We start from the raw sequence: 20,331 nt of genomic DNA on the forward strand, positions 1-20,331 counted from the left end.
TCTTGCGCACTGGAAGAGTAATTTCTTAAGTTTATTATCTTCCCATCAAACTTACCAAAATAAACAACACCTCTCGGGTTCCTTACTTCTTTAAGAGGGAAACCGCCAGTAAGTTACTGAGCATAATCATAGATTTCTTTATCGCTTAACAACTCAGATGCAAACACTTTCGTTGTCCCTTTTCTATTACTTCCTCCATCACCTAAAACCTGTGATCTGGACTTGCCAAAAACAGTTACGCTACCATCTGGCTGTGTTTTATCGAAAAGTTTAACTAGTTGATTCGTGTTATTTTTTGAATTTCAAGCAGATAGTCCGTCGTTTTGGCCGACAGATTAGCTCCCGCAGCCGTTTCACCCTTGATGAAATCGACAACCGGTTGAGCATTGAAATTTTTTGTTTTATACAACTCGTCTGAAGTCTTCACCAACTGCTGCGTCAGCTTCTTAACGCTATCCTCGGTTTTTCCCAGGATCAGCGTGCTGCCGGTAGTGACGGCTCCCGTTCCAATTATCGCCTCCGGTGCCACAATGTCTGCCGCATAAATCCCAGCCTGATTCAGGCAAAGTGCCGGATTGGTTTTACAGCTAGCAATGGCCAAACGCGCAGCTAAAACCAACTCAGGGGCGGCCCCCACTAACGTCATTCCACCCGCAGCAAGAACCAGACCGCCACCACCAACAGCTGCCACAATGGCTGCTGCTTCCCGGCTAGCCACAACACGTTTTGCCGCAGCAACATCGCCTTTATCAGCGGCCAAAATATCTTTCTGATTATCCAGCGCATACTGCATCAACATATGTTCGGTCATGTTGTAGCGATAAACCGACTGTGCACTGTCCGCAGCACTGTAGGCGCCTTCCGGTGTATGCGTTGTCAACGCCCCGGTCAAAGCCCCGATTACTCGTGCCGTTTGCTCTTTTACTTCATTGCCGTTTAACGCTTCCTGCAGACGGTAGAGCTGGCGTTCCTTTTCATTGAGATTGGCCGGTTCAAACAGCGTGCTTTGCATAATCACGCCAGCCAGCTCCGCCGCCAAGCTGGCGATGGATTACGGCTTCTCGGTGCTCAACCTGTACAAGCTGTACCTGATCGTCGACAAAGAAAACCCGAAGGCGATCTACATCTACAGCAAACTGGGCTTCGAAGTGGAAGGCGAACTGATTGACGAATTCTTCGTTAACGGCGAATACCACACCGTGCTGCGTATGTGCATCTTCCAACCGCAGTATCTGACGAAGTTAAAAACGCCTGGTGATAAGCCGCTGGTTAAACAAAAGTGAAAAACCCGAGAAAGCGGGTTTTTCTGAAACAACGACCTCCAGTCCGCTCTATAGCCATCCCTATGAGCTTTCGAAAGGCCCCTATCCTTAGCAACTTTTACATGGTTGTCCAAATATCATTGCTCAACCGGCCCTCTCCATTCAAGGGTATCTTTCAGATTCTCAGGAACGAGTAAAAAAAGTTTTGAAATACTTTTCACTTGTGCGTTATAGAGCATGCTCTTACTCGAGTCACACTCTTCATAGTAACTACGTGCATGATGGTTTAAAAACCACATATCCGATTCATTAAAGTCCTCTGAAGCAAGCAGGATGTAAAAGCTATGAATCAACTGAGACTCATAAAAACATGATCTGTCTTTAATTCGATAGAATAACCTCCAAGTAGTCACATTGCGAATATGTGGAAGTGCCACCTGTAAAATCTCCAGATAAACATCATTTTTTTTCATACACATCCCCTACAAAACCTAAGAAATATCAATGGTACTAACATAGTTTATTTATTTTTCCTGACTGGCAGTGAGTGCATGTCACCAACATACTTATCAACATAAGTCCAACGTCCATTTTTTATCAAGCCATCAACATAGCTTGAATTCCCTGTTATCTCATACAACTCTTTAGCTGCAACCATTCTGTGATTACCTTCAAGGATATAATACCTTCCGCTTTTATCAACGTACCCGCCAATTACATTTTTTGGATCGCTAAAATTGAACCCTTTTAATTCCATCGATGCTTTTATCGCATCAACCTGTTCGGGGTTCTTTAGCCCAATCTGAGCACTTTTAATATTGGCAAACGCTCCTTTTTGAGAGAGTATACCCACTTCACTGAAATACTTCCCAATAACAGGAGCTACAATTTTCCCAGCCCCCCACCCGGCCCCCAATAAAGCAGCCTCAGCTAACGCATCCTTACCCCATAATTTTAAAGCACATCCAGTACCAGCACTCCAGCCGCAAGTATCAAACCGGTCATAGGCATTTTGCCCCATCTGCTCGTACTGCGAAGCAATATCAAATCCCAGTTGGAGACCCAGTTCCCTGAAGCCTGTTGCATCAGAGATCCCCAATAACATATCGTTGATACAGTCCCCATTGCCCGAAATCCGACAGGATTCAAAACTTTTTTCATTTTTCGCCGACAATTGTGCCATTTCCCGGCGAACATTGATTTCACAACCGCTATTACCTTTGCAGTCGGCAAGCTTCTTCGCCATTTTTGCCGGTTCATCATGCATCAGGAAATTGTAAACCAGCACATTCTCAGCAGCGGAGGCTCCACTGCTGGCTCCCTTGGCAGAGTTAGTGATAGCTGCACCGGTTACCGCGCCAATAATACGCCCAGCAGACTGCACTTTAGCGTCCCGCGTTGCCGGCTCTGTAAAAATATCACCCAATGTGATTGCAGCCAGCTCCGCCGCCAGCGCCCCAGCCGCCGCACCTTTACCGTCACCGCGTCCGATTTCCGCCGCCACACCCGCCACCACCGCATGGCTGACAGATTTACCGACTACGCCCAATACTTCGCCGTTATCGCCAATCAGCTTCGCCCCTTCGGCATTAATCTGGCTGCCGATATTGGCCAGCAGGGCATTGGTCAGATTGTCCTTAAAGCTGCCGCCATTGATGGCGGTATTCAGGCTGGAGCTGATGACCGATTGCCCCGCCACCCGCTGCGCCACCTTGCTCCAGTCGCCATTGCTCAGCTGCGGCAGCTTGACGTTGTTCGGGTTGAGCGGTTTGCCCGCTGCGTCCTTGCTCCAACCCATCGCGCTGTCAAAGCCGTTGAGCGCCCCGCCAATCGCCATGGCGGTCGCGGTCGCCTTGACGCTTTCGTTACTGCCCAGCACTTTCAGGGTTTTCGATAGGTTGCCCTGATTTTCCACCAATGCCACTGCCGCTTGAGAGGCAAGCGACGACATCCCGGCCGTCACCGCACCACTGGTCACTGCACCGCCACCAATGGCCCCGGCAACATTGCTGGCAGCTAGCGCCGTGAGCGAACTGCCCGCTGTCACTGCCGCCGCTGCAATGGCAATCACCGCCGCCACCGCCGGGTTCAGGTGTTGGCTCTTGTAGTCCCAACTGTCGTAGGCGTCCTTGACGATATTCCACTGCACGTCGTTGCGTTTGTTGAGGTCTTTTACCCAGGTGGTGCCCGACGTATTACCCAGCGCATCTATCGCGCTTTGCAGCGCCTGGCCGTTTTTCGCCTTCACGTCGGCGCTAACACCCTTTGCCGCATCGACGGTCAACGCACCGCCAGTATGAATGCTCGGCAGCACCCACTTGTTGTCTTCATAACCTTTATTGGATTGCTTGATGAAGAAACCTTTCGAGTTGCTGATCGTTTGCTCGAAGGAGGTATTTTTTACGGCACGGAAGTTGACCTGCCCATACGTGCTGGTTAATCGAGCATTCTGCCCGGCGGCGATTTTACTGGCTTCATAGGTGCTGTCGTCGCGGCTCATTAGGTTGATGTTGCCGGCGGCAGTAAACTCGGTGACCTTATTGGCTACATCATGGTGAGTCTGCTTAACTTCGGTTTTCTTGCCCCACCATTTGCGTTTCTTCTCGGTTTTCTCGTAGTGGCTGGACTCTTCCATCGCCTGAGCATAGAGATAACCGCCCTTGGCGGCGATATCCATATTGCCGGCTCGCATGGCTTCGGCCTGGTTATACGCGTTGACCTCAGCCCTCTGACGAGCCTCATCCGGCTCCTTGAGTTGCGCCTCTTGACGCGCAGCCGTCAGGCGATTTTGCGCTTCGTTTTTACCGTTGTTACCCTGATTGATACGCTGGGCAGCCAGAATGACGTCATTTTGGGCTGCCGCGAGGCTATTTTTCGCCGTAGCAAGCTCATTCTCACGCTGTGTAACAAATTTTTTCCAACTCCCCACCTCCGCTGACCAACCGTTTCCATACTCGTGAGGTGGATTATTGCTAATAAATTCGTCGCGCCCGTTTTCTGCTTCTCTAACGGCGGCTTCTGCTTGCTGAACAGCGGATACGCGTTGAGCAACAGTAAGCTCAGCATTCTTTTTGTCCTGTTGTGCCTGGTTAATCTGCAGTTGCGCATTCTGAATCTGCTGCTCAGCTACCGCAATGCGCTGGCCCCAGTCAGTCACCGCAACCGGCGGTTTCCAGTTGGCACCCAACCCCTTAACCACCAGTTTGGTGGCCTGGAATAAAATGCTGCCACCGGAAATCACCGTCATCAGGCCACCGGCATTCAGTTCAGTACCCTGCTGGGTTCGTGTTTCGGTAAATTCCTTGTTGCCCTCGCGGTAGGTGTGGTTTTGCACCGCCTCAAAGCGCATGTCGGCACCAGATGTCAGGGTCATATTGCCGCCGGAGGTGAGTTTGGCGCCGTACGTCAGTAACTGATTGTTGGCCGCTGCCGTTAGGTTTTTTCCAGCATTGATGGCCGTTACCGCATGACGGTCATCCTTGTTGTTGTCGTTGGCGGCATCGATGGCGGAATAAGCCACGTTGGACAGCCACAGGTTTTGCCCGGCCAGCAACGTGATGTTGCCGTTGGCAGAGAGCGTGCCACCCTGGGTGCCCAGGTCACGGGCCGAGTTAATCAACAGGTCGCCACCGGCGTGTATCCGGCTGCCCAGTTCTGGGGTGCGCGAGGATACAAAGGGATGGCCATAATTGCCGTCCAGTGCACGGTAGTTGAGGTCGGCATTGTGCCCGGCCAGCAGCGTCACGTCCTTGCCTGCATGGATGTTGGTGCCGCGCAACGCCAGATAGCCGCCACTGTTGAGCGAGACCGAACCGGTGGCCTTCATCGCACCGACCTGAAGCAGGCCGTTGAAGTATTGCAGTCGCTTGTCCGCCGACAGGTCTTCGCCGGGACGATTACGCGTCAAAATGGCGTCATTCTTAATGATGGAGATGCTGCCAGGGGCCGTCATGCTGACGTTGCGGCTTTGCGACGCCAGTAACGTATTGAGTAGGGTAATGGTACTGCCTGCTGTCAACGTCAGGTCACGTGAGGCCTGCAGGCTGCCCAGCCAGCGAACGCCGTCCGGGTGGTAATAGTTGGGTTTTTCACTGGTGTGGATCTTGATTTCACCGGTGCGGGCGGTCAGCGTAACGTCCTGCCCTTTCAGTTCGCTTTGCCAGGCATCGATGGTGTTGCCGGCGCTCAAATCCAGCGCTTTACCTGCGGACAGAATGCCCTGCCCCAGCACGATGCGGTCTTCGGCGATGGCAGTGAGATTGCCGCTGGCGTTAATGGCGTCGGTGTTGACGATGTTGGCCGCATGCAGGAGTACATTCTGCGCTTTGATGGTTTCGGGGCGACCGGTCGTTTTGACGTCATTGAGCTGGTTTTCGTTGGGCGTTGGCGTTTGGATGTCTATCCGGTTTTTGAAATCCGCCACCAGGTTGCCGCCGGCCTGCAACAGGGATACAGAATATCCTTCCGCCGCCCAACTTTTCTGCGTACCTTTCCTTACGTAGAGGATGTATTCCGGCGTCGTCGTTTTCGCATCCTGCCATTTATGCCCCAGTACGATGTTCTGATTGGGCATTTTCTGTTCGAACAAGGCGTAATCATTCAGATTGCCAAGGGTTTCACTACGGACTCTCAGATTATTGCCAGTTAAAATCAGGTCTTTACCCGCCTTTATTGTACTGACGTGATTCCAAAGCTCCGACACATTGATATAGGCGCTCTTACCTGAAATGATCTCAGCCGGTTTGCTGTCCCTCACCACGGTAAAACGCGCGCGCTCACTGTTAACCCAGGGTGTTCTTTTGAAATCGATATGCCCCAGCCATGTGAAACTCTTGTCTTCAAGCTCAGCCAGATAGTCAAAGAATCGGTAGTCGAATTGGTCTTGATAAACACCGTCAGCCAGCCAACGATCAATATCCTTGTTGTCTTTCGGTGCGTTGGTCGAGGAAATGGCAAACTGTTGGCGCACGTTATCCAGCTTCTCCGTGCGTATAACCAAATCACCGCTGTTGGTCAGTATCTTCGCCGAGCGGTTCTCAACGCTATTCGCCTTATTGCCCTGCGCATCCTTCTGGATCCACATATTTTTGTTAGCGTGAAGCTTGGCGTTTTCTCCCGCATTGCGGACATGATCGCTGAAAATGCGCATATCGCCGCTGGTGCTGGTTTGCCCGTCGTTTACCAGTCTGGTGGCCGCCAACGTGGCGTTGCCGTCGGCCTGCACGATAGCTCCCGGCGTGACATGCAGTTCTTTAGCGCTGACATTGAGGTCTGTTTTGCTGTGCGTTGTACCATTAAGCGAGATTTTGCCATTTACGCTCAACGTGACATCCCGTTGTTTGCTGGTGAGATCTTTCAGATTCACCCCGACCCCGTCCTCATTGGCCACGAGACGGATCTTATTGGCATACATGCCGCCCAATGCTTTGGTGTCCACCGCGAGAACAGGTTTAGCGCCTTCGCCGGCGATAGGCTTGATGGTGCCGTTTTTGAAACTGACGCGGTTAGCCCCCAGGGTCAGCGACAGATTATTGGCGTTGATCTTGCCATTCAGTTCGGTAGCACGGCTGATGATGTCGACGTAATCGGCGCTGTTGCCGTCCAGCCCTTTGCCGCCGATGGTGACGCCCCCCTTTTTCACCTCCAGCGCTTCCAGCGCACCCTGCTTGTCGAACTGCGGTTTACCGGTAGTCAGGGTGACGCCGGGAGCGTTGATAAAACCACAACCGTCGCAGCTGATACCATTGGGGTTGGCGATCATCACGTTGGCCTTGTTGCCGAACACCTCGAGCTTGCCCTGTAGTTCGGAGCGGCTACCGCCGGTGACTTCGTTGATGATCAAATCGGCCGGTTTACCCTTGAGGTTGGGGTTGCCGTTGATAATATCGACACCTAACTGCGTTTTTCCGCCCTGTGTCGCATTGTTCAGCACAGCACCCGGAGCCCCGACGTTGAAATCCTTATAGGTGTTATGAGAAATGCCCGCACCGTTCGGCGTGGCGATATTCACCACCGGTACATTACCCGGCTTCATATGGACCTGAGTGTTGCCGTTGGCGGCGTTGATACCCGCGGCAAAGGCGGGGTGCAATGGCTGCAGCGCCGTCAGATAAATCAGCAGATAGCTGATACTCCGGGGTAACGGGTGGTTGAGCTTATCCATTATTCACTCCTTTGAAATGATGTTGGTTTTAGACATCTGCCGGCGTCTTGCCCTGTGCTGACGTTATAACGTGAAGGCGGCTTGCCAGTAGGCCACCCAATGATCCGGTTGCAAGCTGCCAGAGTGCTTCAGGGGTTTACCGACGGTGAACGACTGATTGAACCATCGGCCATTCAGCAAAGCGCCCAGCGCCATGCCACTGACGTTTCCACCGTCGATTTGCCCGGCGCGCCCCTGCACCCAGCCGGTGTCCAACGCGCCAATCAAAGAGAGGTCCCCCAGCCCCGGCTGCGTCATCCATTGCCAGTTGAGCTCGTTACGCCAGTACCCACCGCGATTGCCGGTCAGGTATTGCTCCTTGAAGCCGCGAACCGAATACTGCCCGCCAACGGAGACGCGCTCGCTGGAGTACAGGTTATCCGGCGTAGTTTGCCCGTAGGCTGATGTCAGGTAGTACAAAGAGGGGGTCAGAGGATAGAAGTAACTGGCGCTGAGGCTGAGTTTGCGAAACTCGCTGCGCGGCGCATTGGTATGCTCCGGGTCATCTGTGGTGGCACCCAACATACGTAGGCCGTGGCTTACCGTCGGGTTCAGCGTCAGATAGCCGCGCCCGGCAACCGCGCTGTAATTTCCGCCGAGGCTAAATACGCTGAGCGTCGGGCTGCTGATAGCCAGACGTTCACCCGCCAGTTGGTTCTCTGTACGCCTGCGCGTCAGCCCTATGTCGACAGAAAACTTGCGCGTACCGTCTCGCAACAGCGTGCGGTTGGCACCCAAACGCTGGGTTTGACTGTTACCCTTATAGCGGTAAGCGTCGCCATTGAACGGCACGTTCTGGAAAAAATCATTCCAGGCATATTGATAGCTGAATAACCAGTAGCCGTAGGGCAAGGTCACGCCGCCGTTGAGGCTGCGGCTGCGATGGCTATGGCTGAAATCGCTGTTACGTGCCGCAGAAAATGACCACTGTTCGGCAAGACGCAACGGACTATCCAACGTCATGCCGGCATTCATCTGCCCGGTGCCCGTGCTTTTCTGGCCGCTGTTGTCTGCACCAAAAGAAAGTGCAACAGGCAAACGCGCGGAACTGCGCCGCAATACCACGTTTGAATAACCAGAATGCGTTCCAGGCTGGATATCGATGCTCACCGGCTTTGAGGGCAACCGATTGAGCTGTTCCATCCCCTGTTCAATATCCCGCAGGTTCAATACCTCACCGGCCCTGCCGGGGAACGCCATACGTAACGCCAGCGTGTTTTCTCCATCAAGCGTAATGGATTCCACCCGTCCTTCATTGGCGCTGATGATCAATGTACCGCCAGCAATATCCTGATCCTGCAGGAAGGCCTGCGAGGTGATATAGCCGCGTTGCAGATAGGCATTGGTGGTTTCTCGCATCAGGCGATTGATGTGGTTCAAAGTCAGGCAACGGCCCTGGTAGGGTTTTGCCAGTTTTTCTTTCACCGACCAGGAGAGGTGTTCCGCCCCCTGAAATACAATGCGTTGCACGTTGTGGCAGGTTTCCTCGCCCACACTCGCCACAGGCAGCGGTAATGCAGGCAACGCGACATTGCTTTGCAGTGCTTCACGCTGCTGCTGCGCTTGTTCCAGCAACGTTTTTTGCTGTTGGGTAATGCTGTCGCGGTCTACCGGGCTGGCAATTTCCGCTGCCTGAACGCAATGAAAACGCCCGACACTGGCCATAAACGCCAAAGCCCAGATGCATAGCTTCCATGCACACATTTTAAAACATCCATTTACTGTAATTTACATAGATTAGCGAATTATAAACATTTATCCCTTTCCGTCCATACGAATGAGAATTGTTTTTATTCAAAGTGCAGAAAATAGCGAAAGTTCAGGGGAGAACCGTGAAGGAGCGGGAGGAGGAGCGACGTATGAACTAAAGGGCATTGAAGCGAACGAGATCCAGTGGAACGGGGCGCAGCATGTGAACTGCGCCCAACAATCCTTAGCCGTAACGCCCGGTAATATAATCCTCGGTGCGGCGCTGGCGCGGTGACGTAAAGATATCGTCGGTCGCGTTGTATTCCACAAGTTGCCCCTGGTGAATAAACGCCGTGTAATCGGACACCCGCGCCGCCTGCTGCATGTTGTGGGTAACCAGCACCACGCTGTACTGCTGTTTCAGCGCGGAGATCAGCTCTTCGATGGTCAAGGTGGAGATCGGATCCAACGCAGAAGTCGGTTCATCGAGCAACAACACTTCCGGCTCAATGGCTATCGCCCGCGCAATCACCAACCTCTGCTGCTGGCCGCTGGAAAGGCGGAACGCATTCTCGCGCAACCGATCCTTGACCTCATGCCACAGCGCTGCGGCGCGCAGCGAACGCTCCACCGCCTCGTCCAGGATCCGCCGGTCGCGCACGCCCTGTAGCCGCAGGCCATAGACCACGTTTTCATAAATCGACTTCGGAAACGGATTAGGGCGCTGGAACACCATACCGACCCGCCGCCGCAGCGCCGCCACGTCGATCTGCGTGCCGGAAATGCCCTGCCCGTTGAGTTGAAGCTCACCTTCGATCCGGCAGTTATCCACCAAATCGTTCATGCGGTTAAAACAGCGCAGCAGCGTCGATTTACCGCAGCCGGAAGGGCCGATCAGCGCCGTAACGCGGTGCTTAGGAATACGCAGCGAAATATTGTGCAGCACCTGTTTCTCGCCATAAAACAGGTTGAGGCCGTTCACCGCCAGCGCGGTATGTTCATCATCAAGATGCTGGACATCCAGCCGGGGCAAACTGCCTGGCGTCATCAAACCCATTACGCACTCCCCAGAAATAACGTCATTGTTACTGCGACCATGCTCTGTACCGCTCCCTCAGCGAATGGCGGATGCCCATCGCCGCCAGATTTAACCCCACCACAATCGTCACCAGCAGAAACGCCGTGGCGAACACCAGCGGCCGGGCGGCTTCCACGCTCGGGCTCTGGAAGGCCATATCGTAAATCTGGAAGCTCAGATGCATAAACTTCCGCTCCAGATGCAGATACGGGAAAATATCGTCCACCGGCAGCACCGGCACGGATTTCACCACGCCCACCAGCATCAGCGGCGCAGTTTCACCGGCGGCGCGCGCCACCGCCAGGATCAGGCCGGTCATCATCGCCGGTGCGGCCATCGGCAAAACGATGCGCCACAGCGTTTCCGCACGGCTGGCGCCTAATGCCAAGGATCCCTGGCGCAGCGTGGCGGGAATGCGCGACAGCCCCTCCTCGGTAGCGACGATCACCACCGGCAGCGTCAGCAACGCCAGCGTCAACGCCGCCCACAGCACGCCAGGCGTACCGAAGGTCGGGTTGGGCAGCGACTCCGGGTAAAACAGCTGATCGAGGGTACCGCCAATCATATAAACGAAGAACCCCAGGCCAAACACGCCGTAAACAATCGACGGCACGCCGGCCAGATTGACCACCGCAATGCGGATCAGCCGCGTAAGCAAATTATTGCCGGCATACTCGTGCAGGTAAACGGCGGCGATCACGCCAAACGGCATCACCACTATCGACATCAGGATCACCATCAGCACGGTGCCGAAAATCGCCGGGAACACGCCGCCTTCGGTATTGGCCTCACGCGGGCTGTCGCTGAGGAATTTCTTCACCTGCTCGGCCCAATGCGCCAGCTTCTGGGTGGTGTTCATTGCATTGGGATACCAGGCATCGCGCACCTGGCTGAGCGCAATGGTATGAACCTGCCCGTGCATGTCACGCAGCAACAGCGCATCGCGCTGGCGATCGCGGTTCAGCCCTTCCAGCCGGTCGGAAAACTGCCGATATTGACGTTGCAACTCCAGCCTTTCAGCCCTGATGGACGCCTGCGAACGAGCGTCGAGCTTGTCATCGCGCTGCAGGCTCTTCTCGCGCAGGCGCAGCGTATCGAACCTTTGGTTGATACGCGCCATATCGCGAAATTGAATGTCATGCGCCTGCCGTGAAAGCGCGGCAATCTGCGGCAAACGCTGCTGTAACGCCTGGTTGATATTGCGCCCGGTCAAAGGCTGGCCATCTTCCAGCATCCCCGCCAAATAACCATAAGCAGTGCCGTTGCTGTTGCGCTCCAGCACCAGCAGGTCACGCGGCGTGCTCTGTCGCAGGATGTCGCTGGCCAGCAGCGTGCGGAAATCCTGCCCTTCGCTCTCGCGGTTGCCGACTTTGATCAGATAACGTTCGAAGTTCTGCGCATTGCCCGGCGGCAGCGCAACGCCGGACTCCTGCAACTGGCGGCGGGGAATGCTTTGCTGCTGGTACAGCTCGCCGATCATCATCACCGGGCCGGCCGCGCTCTGATTCAGCTCAAACTGGTAAACCGGGCTGGGCCAGAAATAGCGCATCCCCTGCCCGGCCAACAGCAGCATGATACCGAGCAACGCCAGCAGGCTGACGGTCACCGAACCGGCGGTCAGCCAGATCCACGGCGAGCCGCTTTTCACCCAGTGCTTCATGGCGCCTCCTGATTCAGGGTATAGCGTTTACGCAGACGCAGACGAACCGACTCCGCCAGCGTATTGAACACGAAAGTGAAAATAAACAGCACCAGCGCGGTAAGGAACAGCACCCGGTAATGGCTGCTGCCGGCTACCGCCTCAGGCATTTCTATCGCGATATTGGCCGCCAGCGCACGCAGGCCCTGGAACAGGCTGCCGTCGATAATCGGCGTATTGCCGGTGGCCATCAACACAATCATGGTCTCGCCCACCGCCCGGCCAAACCCTATCATCAGCGCCGAGAAAATACCGGCGCTGGCCGAAGGCAGCACCACTCGCATCACGGTTTGCCACTGGGTCGCCCCCAACGCCAAGGATCCCTGGCTGAGCGTAGCCGGTACGCTGAACAAGGCGTCTTCCGCCAGTGAGAAAATAATCGGCACCAGCGCAAATCCCATCGCCACGCCGACCACCAGCGCGTTGCGCTGGTCATAATCATCGCCCAGCCAGAAATGCAGCGGTTCGCCGAACAGTTTCACTTCCAGCCACGGCCCAACGCTGAACGTCAGCCAGACGGTCAGCAATATCAAAGGCAGCAGGATCAGCAGATCGAAACCTGGCGGTAACCGCCGCGGCGCAAACCGGTTCACCAATGCGCCACAGGCCAACACCGCTACCGCCAGCAGCACCGGCAGCGACAGCACCGCCAGCAAATAATGTTCAATCACCGGTGCCAGCCAGATGCCGGCCACCAGCCCGATAACCACCGTCGGCAACGCGCCCATCACCTCGATAGCCGGTTTGATCACCCGCCGCAGCCCGGGCGACATGAAATAAGCGGTGTAAATCGCCCCCGCCAGCGCCAGCGGAATAGCGAACAGCATCGCGTAACCCGCCGCCTTGAAGGTGCCAAAAATCACCGGTATCAGGCTGAATTTGGCCTGATAGCTGTCTTCACCGGAGGTCGATTGCCACACGTAGGCCGGCTCAGGGTAATTCTCATACCACACCTTGTGCCACAGCGAACGCCAGGTCACGTCAGGGTAAGGGTTATCAATCGCATAGTGCTGCCAGCCCTGCGCCGTTTCCAGCAGCAGGCCGTCGCCGCTCGGGGCGAACGCCATCTGCTGAACGCCACTGCTCAGCCTGCCGTTGAGCAACGGCTGCGGCTGAATACTCGAGAACAGCGAGAAACCGCCATCGGGCCGCAGGGTAGCGAATACCCGGCGATAAGGCTCGGCCACCAGCAAATCTTGCGGTTCGGCACTGTGTTCGAAATGTTGCACCGGCGTCAGTTGCCAGCGCTGGTTCTTTTCCACGTCGAACCATTCGCGCACGCTGCCGTCAGCCGCTTCGATCAACAGCGCGCTGCCGCCGGGCAACGCCGTCAGTTGATAAGGCGAATGCTCCCCGAGGGTGCGCGTTTCTTTCAGCTGCAGCTGCGTGTCGTTAATCTGGTAACGCGCCAGGCGATTACCCGTCAAAAGGTACAGCTGGCGCCCGTCCGGGGTCAGCACGATCTGCTGCGGCGCACTCTCCAGCGCGCTTGCGCTCAACTGCGGCGGGTGCTCGTTACCGAAACGGCCAAACACCAACCGGTTATCGTCGGTAACGCCGGCCAGCAAGTACTGGCCGCGCCGCGCCTCGGCCAGCGTCAGCAGCGTCAGCGGCCGGCCCCGTTGATCCAACTCCTGTGGCCGTTGCCCGAGCGGAAACGCCCACTGTGGCACCGCCGATCCCGCCGCGGCAAAGTCTGCGCTGGCGACAATAAACCGGCCATCGGCCTGCGCCAAAGCAAACAAGTCGCGTTCGCCCGCAGCCTGGGCGAGCAACGCCGGCTTGGCCAGCAGCGGTTGCTGCGCCAGCAGTTCGCCGGCCTTCGCACCCTCTTGCGGCATCAGACGGTAAAACTGACCCGCGCCCTGCGCATCAATGCGGTAACCGATGCGTTGTTGCACATCCATGCCCAACGCCAACGCCGGGGCTGAAGCAGCGATCGCCAGCGGCTGCGCCTTGCCCATCGCCGCCGGTTTGAACAGCGGCAGCACCGCAAACAGCAGGTAAACGAAGATCAGCATGAGCGTCATCAGCACCAGCAGCCCGCTGACGGTCACCGCCGCCTGCACGCTCCGGTCGATCCGCGCGCGCAGGCGATCCCGGGGATGTTGGTTTACCGTAGTCTGTGCCATGTCTCTCGCTGTCGCTGATGTAATCAGGCTTGCGCCATAGAATAACCGGGCATCTTATGTCAGTTTTGTGACGTTTGCATGACAAAGTTCCCCATCTATTAATTGGATTATTCCACCAACAAAACCCACCATATGCCAAGTATATTTCTGAAAAATGATGGCAATACCGGTCATATAGCAAACAATAAGGATTCATATTCGATATTTTATATCGGACAATATTGACCAGCAGCTGCACCGCCGCAAAAATATTTTTTATACCGCAAAATGCCCCGTGCCAACGCAATGGATATGTTGGACTTTCCTGTCAATCTCTCGCAATAATGATGAAGGACAATAGGCTGTGTCCCGGGCCGTTGCGGACTCAAAAGCCCATCATCAAGGTTGAGGGTGCAGGACATGGCCGGGCTACGTTCAAGCCCGACAACGCAGAGTATGGGCTTTTGGGGGGCGTCCCCGGTCCTTTTCTAAAATTGAACTGGAGTGGCAATGGGTCAGGAAAAGCTCTACATCGAAAAAGAATTAAGCTGGTTATCCTTTAATGAACGCGTGTTGCAGGAAGCCGCAGATAAGAGCAATCCCCTGATTGAGCGCATGCGTTTTCTGGGCATTTACTCCAATAACCTCGACGAGTTCTATAAGGTCCGCTTTGCCGATCTCAAACGACGCATTCTGATCAGCGAAGAGCAAGGGTCCGGCGGCGCTTCACGTCATTTGCTGAAGAAGATCCAGGCCAAGGTATTAAAAACCGATCAGGAATTCGACAGCCTGTATAACGATCTGCTGCTGGAAATGGCACGCAACCAGATCTTCTTGATCAACGAACGTCAGGTGTCGGAAAACCAGCAGACTTGGCTGCGCCAATACTTCAAGCAGCATCTGCGCCAACACATCACCCCGATCCTGATCAACCACGACACCAATCTGGTGCAGTTCCTGAAAGACGATTACACCTATCTGGCGGTAGAGATTATCCGCGGCACGCGCATCGAGTATGCGCTGCTGGAGATCCCGTCCGATAAGGTACCGCGCTTCGTCAACCTGCCGCCGGAAGCGCCGCGCCGCCGCAAACCGATGATCCTGCTGGACAACATTCTGCGTTACTGCCTGGACGATATCTTCAAGGGCTTCTTCGACTACGATGCGCTCAACGCCTATTCGATGAAAATGACGCGCGATGCCGAATATGACCTGGTGACAGAAATGGAATCCAGCCTGCTGGAACTGATGTCCTCCAGCCTGAAACAACGCCTCACCGCCGAACCTGTGCGTTTCGTTTATCAGCGCGACATGCCGAACGAAATGGTGGAACTGCTGCGCGGCAAGCTCGGCATCTCCAACTATGATTCGGTGATCGCCGGCGGCCGTTACCATAACTTTAAAGACTTTATCAGCTTCCCGAACGTCGGTAAGGCCAACCTGGTCAATAAACCGCTGCCGCGCCTGCGCCACATCTGGTTCGATAAATTCCGCAACGGCTTTGACGCCATCCGCGAACAGGACGTGCTGCTCTACTATCCATACCATACCTTCGAGCACGTGCTGGAGCTGGTGCGCCAGGCGTCGTTTGACCCCAGCGTGCTGGCGATCAAAATCAATATTTACCGCGTAGCGAAAGACTCGCGCATTATCGAGTCGATGATCCACGCCGCGCACAACGGCAAAAAAGTCACGGTGGTGGTGGAACTGCAGGCGCGCTTTGATGAAGAGGCCAATATTCACTGGGCCAAGCGCCTGACCGAAGCCGGCGTGCACGTTATCTTCTCTGCGCCAGGGCTGAAAATTCACGCCAAACTGTTCCTGATCTCGCGCCGTGAAGGCGACGATATTGTGCGCTATGCTCATATCGGTACCGGTAACTTTAACGAGAAAACCGCGCGTATTTACACCGACTATTCACTGCTGACCGCCGACTCGCGCATCACCAATGAAGTGCGCCGGGTGTTCAACTTTATCGAGAACCCTTACCGGCCGGTGACCTTCGACAATCTGATGGTGTCGCCGCAAAACTCGCGCCTGAAGCTGTACGAATTGATCGACCAGGAAATCGCCAACGCCCGGGCCGGGCACTCGGCCGGCATTATGCTGAAAATCAACAATCTGGTGGATAAAGGGCTGGTAGATCGGTTATATACCGCCTCCGGCGCCGGCGTAAAAATCCGCCTGTTGGTCCGGGGTATGTGTTCTTTGATTCCCAACCTGCCGGGGATCAGTGACAATATTCAGATAATCAGCATCGTCGACCGCTATCTGGAACACGATCGGGTTTACGTTTTCGACAACAAAGGTGACAAACTGGTCTATCTGTCCTCTGCCGACTGGATGACCCGTAACATAGATTACCGTATAGAAGTGGCGGTCTCGCTGTTGGATCCAACGCTGAAACAACGGGTTCTGGATATTCTGGAAATCCTGTTCAGCGACACGGTCAAGGCACGCTACCTCGATAAAGAACTGAGCAACCAGTACGTACCGCGCGGCAACCGCCGTAAAGTGCGTGCTCAGGTTGCCATTTATGAGTATTTAAAAGCTCTGGAACAACCAGGACAGTAGGCCAGCCACTATGCCGCTAAAAAGCACTGCAACGAACAAACCGCAGGAAATCGCTGCCATCGACCTTGGGTCGAACAGCTTCCACATGGTGATTGCCCGCGTCGTCAACGGCGCCTTACAGGTGTTGGGCCGTTTAAAACAGCGGGTCCACCTCGCCGATGGATTGGACAGCAACAATGTGCTCAGTGAAGAGGCAATAGAACGCGGCCTTGCCTGCCTGGCGCTGTTCGCCGAACGGCTGCAAGGCTTTCCGGCAGATAACGTCACCATCGTCGGCACCCATACTTTGCGCCAGGCGATTAACGCGGAAGTGTTCCTCAAACGCGCGGCCAAAGTGATCCCCTATCCGATTGAAATCATCGCTGGGCAGGAAGAAGCGCGCCTGATCTTTATGGGCGTGGAACACACGCAGCCGGAAAAAGGCCGCAAGCTGGTGATCGACATCGGCGGCGGCTCCACCGAGCTGGTGATTGGCGAAGACTTTGAGCCGCTGCTGGCGGAAAGCCGCCGCATGGGCTGCGTCAGCTTCGCCCAACAGTTTTTCCCAGGCGGCGAAATCAGCAAGAACAACTTCAAGCGCGCACGCCTGGCGGCGGCGCAGAAGCTCGAAACCCTGGCCTGGCAATACCGCATTCAGGGCTGGCAGTATGCGCTTGGCGCGTCCGGCACCATCAAGGCTGCGCACGAAGTACTGGTAGAGATGGGCGAAAAAGACGGCCTGATCACCCTGGAGCGGCTGGAGATGCTGGCGGAACAGGTGCTGCAGTTTAAAAACTTCAGCGCGCTGAGCCTGCCGGGATTATCCGAAGACCGTCAGTCGGTGTTTGTGCCGGGTCTGGCGATCTTGTGCGGCGTGTTCGATGCGCTGGCGATCCGCGATCTGCGCCTTTCCGACGGCGCGCTGCGCGAAGGCGTGCTGTACGAAATGGAAGGCCGTTTCCGCCATCAGGATATCCGCAGCCGCACCGCCAAAAGCCTGGCCGATCACTACAATATTGACCGTGAACAGGCCAAGCGTGTGCTGGAAACCACCGAGCTGCTGTATTCGCAGTGGATGGCGCAAAACACCAAACTGGCGAATCCGCAGTTGGAAGCGCTGTTGAAGTGGGCCGCGATGTTGCATGAAGTGGGGTTGAGCATCAACCACAGCGGCATGCACCGCCACTCGGCCTATATTCTGCAGAACACCAACCTGCCGGGTTTCCATCAGGAACAGCAATTGCTGCTGGCCGCGCTGGTGCGTTTCCACCGCAAGGGCATCAAGCTCGAAGAACTGCCGCGCCTGAACCTGTTCAAGAAAAAGTATTATCTGCCGCTGATCCAGTTGCTGCGCCTGAGCACCCTGCTCAATAACCAGCGCCAGTCGACCACGACGCCGGAGACGTTGCGTCTTAGCACCGACGATAACCACTGGACGTTGCGCTTCCCGGCCGGCTATCTGGCGCAGAACAACCTGGTACAGCTGGATTTCGAACGTGAGCAAGCCTACTGGAACGACGTGGTGGGCTGGAAGCTGATGATTGAAGAAGAAGGCTCGCAGGACGAGAAACGCTCAGCCTGAGTCCAACGCCCCCACCCTGCGGTGGGGGTGCATTAAACGCCGAAGCAGCTGAATCTCTATCCTAAACGACGATGAAATGCCCGGCGGCTTACGCCGGAAATAAATGGACAACTTTTGTCATCCCCTCCTAAAATTCCGGTTACAATTTCCAGCATCAGATAGCACAGGAAACCGGCATGCCGGGTGATATATGCGTAAAAAAACCACCGGACAAATGACAAAGATAGTGCTGTTGATCAGCTTTATCATTTTAGTTGGCCGTCTGCTGTATGCCGCCGTGGTTGCGGTGCCGCACCATCAGGAAAAAAAACTCGCTCCCTCTCAGAACGCCACAGAGATCCACGAGGAAAACCGGGACGACGCCCCCTGAGACGGCAAGATACCCTCAGCACGCAGGGCAACCGAATAGTTAAGCAGCCTGCCGAAGGCCAACGCCTTTTGGGTATGCCAGGCCCCTTACTTATTCCTCAGCGCCTGCATCCATTTCATAAAAATGACGCCTGCATTCACTATGTTCTATCTTGGGTAGAGATTGTCTGTGAGGACTACTGAGTGCCAGCAAGGAATACCATGTCTGTCGCAACGCATAACGTTAAAAAAGTCGCTGAATATCGCCAGCGCATTCTTTCACTGCTGCTAAACAATAAAGACCTGGTCGATGGCATTCTTGGTCGGCCGGGGGATGAAAATGCGCTCAGCAAAACCGAATTGCTGAACCAGACCGCCGAAATCACCGGTTTGCTGGACGATATGCACGCCGCTGACCTGGCGGATCTGCTGGAAGCGCTGCCACAGGACGAACGCCTGGCGCTGTGGCGGTTGGTAGGCAACGGTAAGCGCGGCCAGACGCTGGTGGAAGTGGCCGAACCGGTGTGGGACAGCCTGATCGAAGAGATGAGCGATAAAGACCTGCTCAAGGCGATCAAAACGCTGGACGTCGATGAGCAGGCCTATCTGGCACAGTATCTGCCGCGTAACCTGATGGGCCGCCTGTTGACCTCGCTCGAGCCGGATCAGCGCGCGCAGGTACGCGAGATGATCCACTACGGTAAAGACACCGTAGGCTGGATGATGGATTTTGAACTGGTCACGGTGCGTCCGGACGTCACGCTCGGCGCGGTGCATCGTTTCCTGCGTCTGCGTAAAACCATCCCGGCGGCTACCGACAAACTCTTTGTCACCGATCGCAAGAATACCCTGCTGGGTGAGTTGCCGCTGACCGCCGTGTTGCTGAACGACCCGGAAACCCCGGTGCAGGACGTGATGGACAGCGATCCCACCCGTTTCTTGCCGGAAGACAGAGCCGAAGCGGCGGCCAGCGCGTTCGAACGTTATGACCTGATCAGCGCCCCGGTGGTCGACGCCAAGGGCAAGCTGATGGGCCGCCTGACCATTGAAGAGATCGTTGACGTGGTCAACGAAGAAAGCGACACCACCCTGCGCCGCATGGGGGGCCTGAGCCCGGATGAGGACGTGTTTGCCCCGGTCATGAAAGCGGTAAAAACTCGCTGGGCGTGGCTGGCTATCAATCTGTGCACCGCGTTTATCGCCTCGCGCGTTATCGGCATGTTTGAACACACCATTTCACAGCTGGTGGCGCTGGCGGCATTGATGCCGATCGTCGCCGGTATCGGCGGTAACACCGGCAACCAGACCATCACCATGATCGTCCGCGCGCTGGCGCTGCACCAGATCGAAGTCGGTAATATCTCCCGTCTGATGTTGAGAGAGCTGGGGGTGGCGATTATCAACGGCGTGGTCTGGGGCGGCATCATGGGGGTGGTTACCTGGCTGCTGTACGGGGACTGGGCGATGGGCGGCGTGATGACGCTGGCGATGATCCTCAACCTGTTGGTGGCGGCGCTGATGGGGGTAGTGATCCCGATGACCATGATTAAAATGGGGCGCGATCCGGCAGTGGGCTCCAGCGTCTTGATCACCGCGCTGACCGACACCGGCGGCTTCTTTATCTTCCTCGGCCTGGCTACGCTGTTCCTGCTTTGATTTTTTATCGCCGGCGCCCGCGCCGGCTTTTGAGTTCGCTCACTAAAACAGCCTGATTCGGTAGGCTTTATTGCCGTGCTGTACTACCCTTTGCGAATAAATTGTCTCATTCCATCCGCGTCATGACCTCGTTCAGTGACAGATGCCACGA

Annotated in this window: 11 protein-coding genes and 1 pseudogene; 5 read left to right on the forward strand and 7 right to left on the reverse strand. The window is 55.5% G+C overall.

Translation table 11 applies throughout. The features are described 5' to 3' along the window. Positions 1-274 precede the first annotated feature (274 nt). Positions 275-1,012 carry a hemagglutinin gene (locus tag SERAS12_RS26655; protein WP_239440950.1) on the reverse strand — a complete coding sequence of 246 codons (738 nt, stop codon included), beginning with the start codon at positions 1,010-1,012 and terminating at the stop codon, positions 275-277. A gap of 10 nt (positions 1,013-1,022) precedes the next feature. On the opposite strand from SERAS12_RS26655, the pseudogene SERAS12_RS18680 reads away from it, so the two are divergent. Then, positions 1,023-1,283, forward strand: a pseudogene (locus SERAS12_RS18680) (spermidine acetyltransferase); the annotation flags it as partial. Between the two features lie 116 nt (positions 1,284-1,399). Here SERAS12_RS18680 and SERAS12_RS18685 read toward each other — a convergent pair. From SERAS12_RS18685 to SERAS12_RS18710, 6 genes are all read right to left on the reverse strand, one after another. Then, complete coding sequence (locus SERAS12_RS18685) at positions 1,400-1,735, reverse strand: hypothetical protein (RefSeq protein ID WP_013814086.1); 336 nt, start codon at positions 1,733-1,735, stop codon at positions 1,400-1,402. 47 nt (positions 1,736-1,782) lie between these two features. Then, complete coding sequence (locus SERAS12_RS18690; protein ID WP_013814087.1) at positions 1,783-7,425, reverse strand: DUF637 domain-containing protein; 5,643 nt, start codon at positions 7,423-7,425, stop codon at positions 1,783-1,785. 63 nt (positions 7,426-7,488) lie between these two features. Continuing rightward, positions 7,489-9,168: a ShlB/FhaC/HecB family hemolysin secretion/activation protein gene (locus SERAS12_RS18695; RefSeq protein ID WP_013814088.1), complete on the reverse strand. Its 1,680-nt coding sequence runs from the start codon at positions 9,166-9,168 to the stop codon at positions 7,489-7,491. Positions 9,169-9,397: 229 nt separating this feature from the next. Continuing rightward, positions 9,398-10,210: a phosphate ABC transporter ATP-binding protein PstB gene (gene pstB, locus SERAS12_RS18700; protein WP_006316912.1), complete on the reverse strand. Its 813-nt coding sequence runs from the start codon at positions 10,208-10,210 to the stop codon at positions 9,398-9,400. Positions 10,211-10,238: 28 nt separating this feature from the next. After that, positions 10,239-11,891 (reverse strand): phosphate ABC transporter permease PstA, encoded by a 1,653-nt coding sequence (pstA, locus tag SERAS12_RS18705; protein WP_013814089.1) that lies wholly within the window; start codon positions 11,889-11,891, stop codon positions 10,239-10,241. Beyond that, the gene (locus SERAS12_RS18710) at positions 11,888-14,062 is read right to left on the reverse strand and encodes an ABC transporter permease subunit (RefSeq protein ID WP_013814090.1); all 2,175 of its coding nucleotides are present in this window, start codon (positions 14,060-14,062) and stop codon (positions 11,888-11,890) included. The genes pstA and SERAS12_RS18710 overlap by 4 nt, the downstream gene beginning before the upstream one ends. A gap of 489 nt (positions 14,063-14,551) precedes the next feature. Here SERAS12_RS18710 and ppk1 point away from each other — a divergent pair, with 489 nt between their 5' ends. The 4 genes from ppk1 to mgtE all read left to right on the forward strand — a co-directional run bounded on the left by ppk1 (position 14,552) and on the right by mgtE (position 20,180). Next, on the forward strand, positions 14,552-16,615 hold the full coding sequence (ppk1, locus tag SERAS12_RS18715; RefSeq protein WP_013814091.1) for a polyphosphate kinase 1: 2,064 nt from the start codon (positions 14,552-14,554) through the stop codon (positions 16,613-16,615). Between the two features lie 10 nt (positions 16,616-16,625). Beyond that, positions 16,626-18,176 carry an exopolyphosphatase gene (gene ppx, locus SERAS12_RS18720; protein WP_013814092.1) on the forward strand — a complete coding sequence of 517 codons (1,551 nt, stop codon included), beginning with the start codon at positions 16,626-16,628 and terminating at the stop codon, positions 18,174-18,176. A gap of 190 nt (positions 18,177-18,366) precedes the next feature. Continuing rightward, a complete protein-coding gene (locus SERAS12_RS18725; protein ID WP_013814093.1) occupies positions 18,367-18,546 on the forward strand; it encodes a YfgG family protein in 180 nt (59 codons plus the stop codon). A gap of 200 nt (positions 18,547-18,746) precedes the next feature. Continuing rightward, the gene (gene mgtE, locus SERAS12_RS18730; RefSeq protein ID WP_004951933.1) at positions 18,747-20,180 is read left to right on the forward strand and encodes a magnesium transporter; all 1,434 of its coding nucleotides are present in this window, start codon (positions 18,747-18,749) and stop codon (positions 20,178-20,180) included. The last annotated feature ends 151 nt before the right edge of the window (positions 20,181-20,331 follow it).

It is taken from the genome of Serratia sp. AS12, assembly GCF_000214195.1.
GTDB lineage: Bacteria > Pseudomonadota > Gammaproteobacteria > Enterobacterales > Enterobacteriaceae > Serratia > Serratia plymuthica.

Coding starts and splice junctions, on each gene's coding strand:
- SERAS12_RS26655 (WP_239440950.1), bottom strand. CDS start 1,012: ATGCAAAGCACGCTGTTTGAACCGGCCAATCTCAATGAAAAGGAACGC.
- SERAS12_RS18685 (WP_013814086.1), bottom strand. CDS start 1,735: ATGAAAAAAAATGATGTTTATCTGGAGATTTTACAGGTGGCACTTCCA.
- SERAS12_RS18690 (WP_013814087.1), bottom strand. CDS start 7,425: ATGGATAAGCTCAACCACCCGTTACCCCGGAGTATCAGCTATCTGCTG.
- SERAS12_RS18695 (WP_013814088.1), bottom strand. CDS start 9,168: ATGTGTGCATGGAAGCTATGCATCTGGGCTTTGGCGTTTATGGCCAGT.
- pstB (WP_006316912.1), bottom strand. CDS start 10,210: ATGGGTTTGATGACGCCAGGCAGTTTGCCCCGGCTGGATGTCCAGCAT.
- pstA (WP_013814089.1), bottom strand. CDS start 11,891: ATGAAGCACTGGGTGAAAAGCGGCTCGCCGTGGATCTGGCTGACCGCC.
- SERAS12_RS18710 (WP_013814090.1), bottom strand. CDS start 14,062: ATGGCACAGACTACGGTAAACCAACATCCCCGGGATCGCCTGCGCGCG.
- ppk1 (WP_013814091.1), top strand. CDS start 14,552: ATGGGTCAGGAAAAGCTCTACATCGAAAAAGAATTAAGCTGGTTATCC.
- ppx (WP_013814092.1), top strand. CDS start 16,626: ATGCCGCTAAAAAGCACTGCAACGAACAAACCGCAGGAAATCGCTGCC.
- SERAS12_RS18725 (WP_013814093.1), top strand. CDS start 18,367: ATGCGTAAAAAAACCACCGGACAAATGACAAAGATAGTGCTGTTGATC.
- mgtE (WP_004951933.1), top strand. CDS start 18,747: ATGTCTGTCGCAACGCATAACGTTAAAAAAGTCGCTGAATATCGCCAG.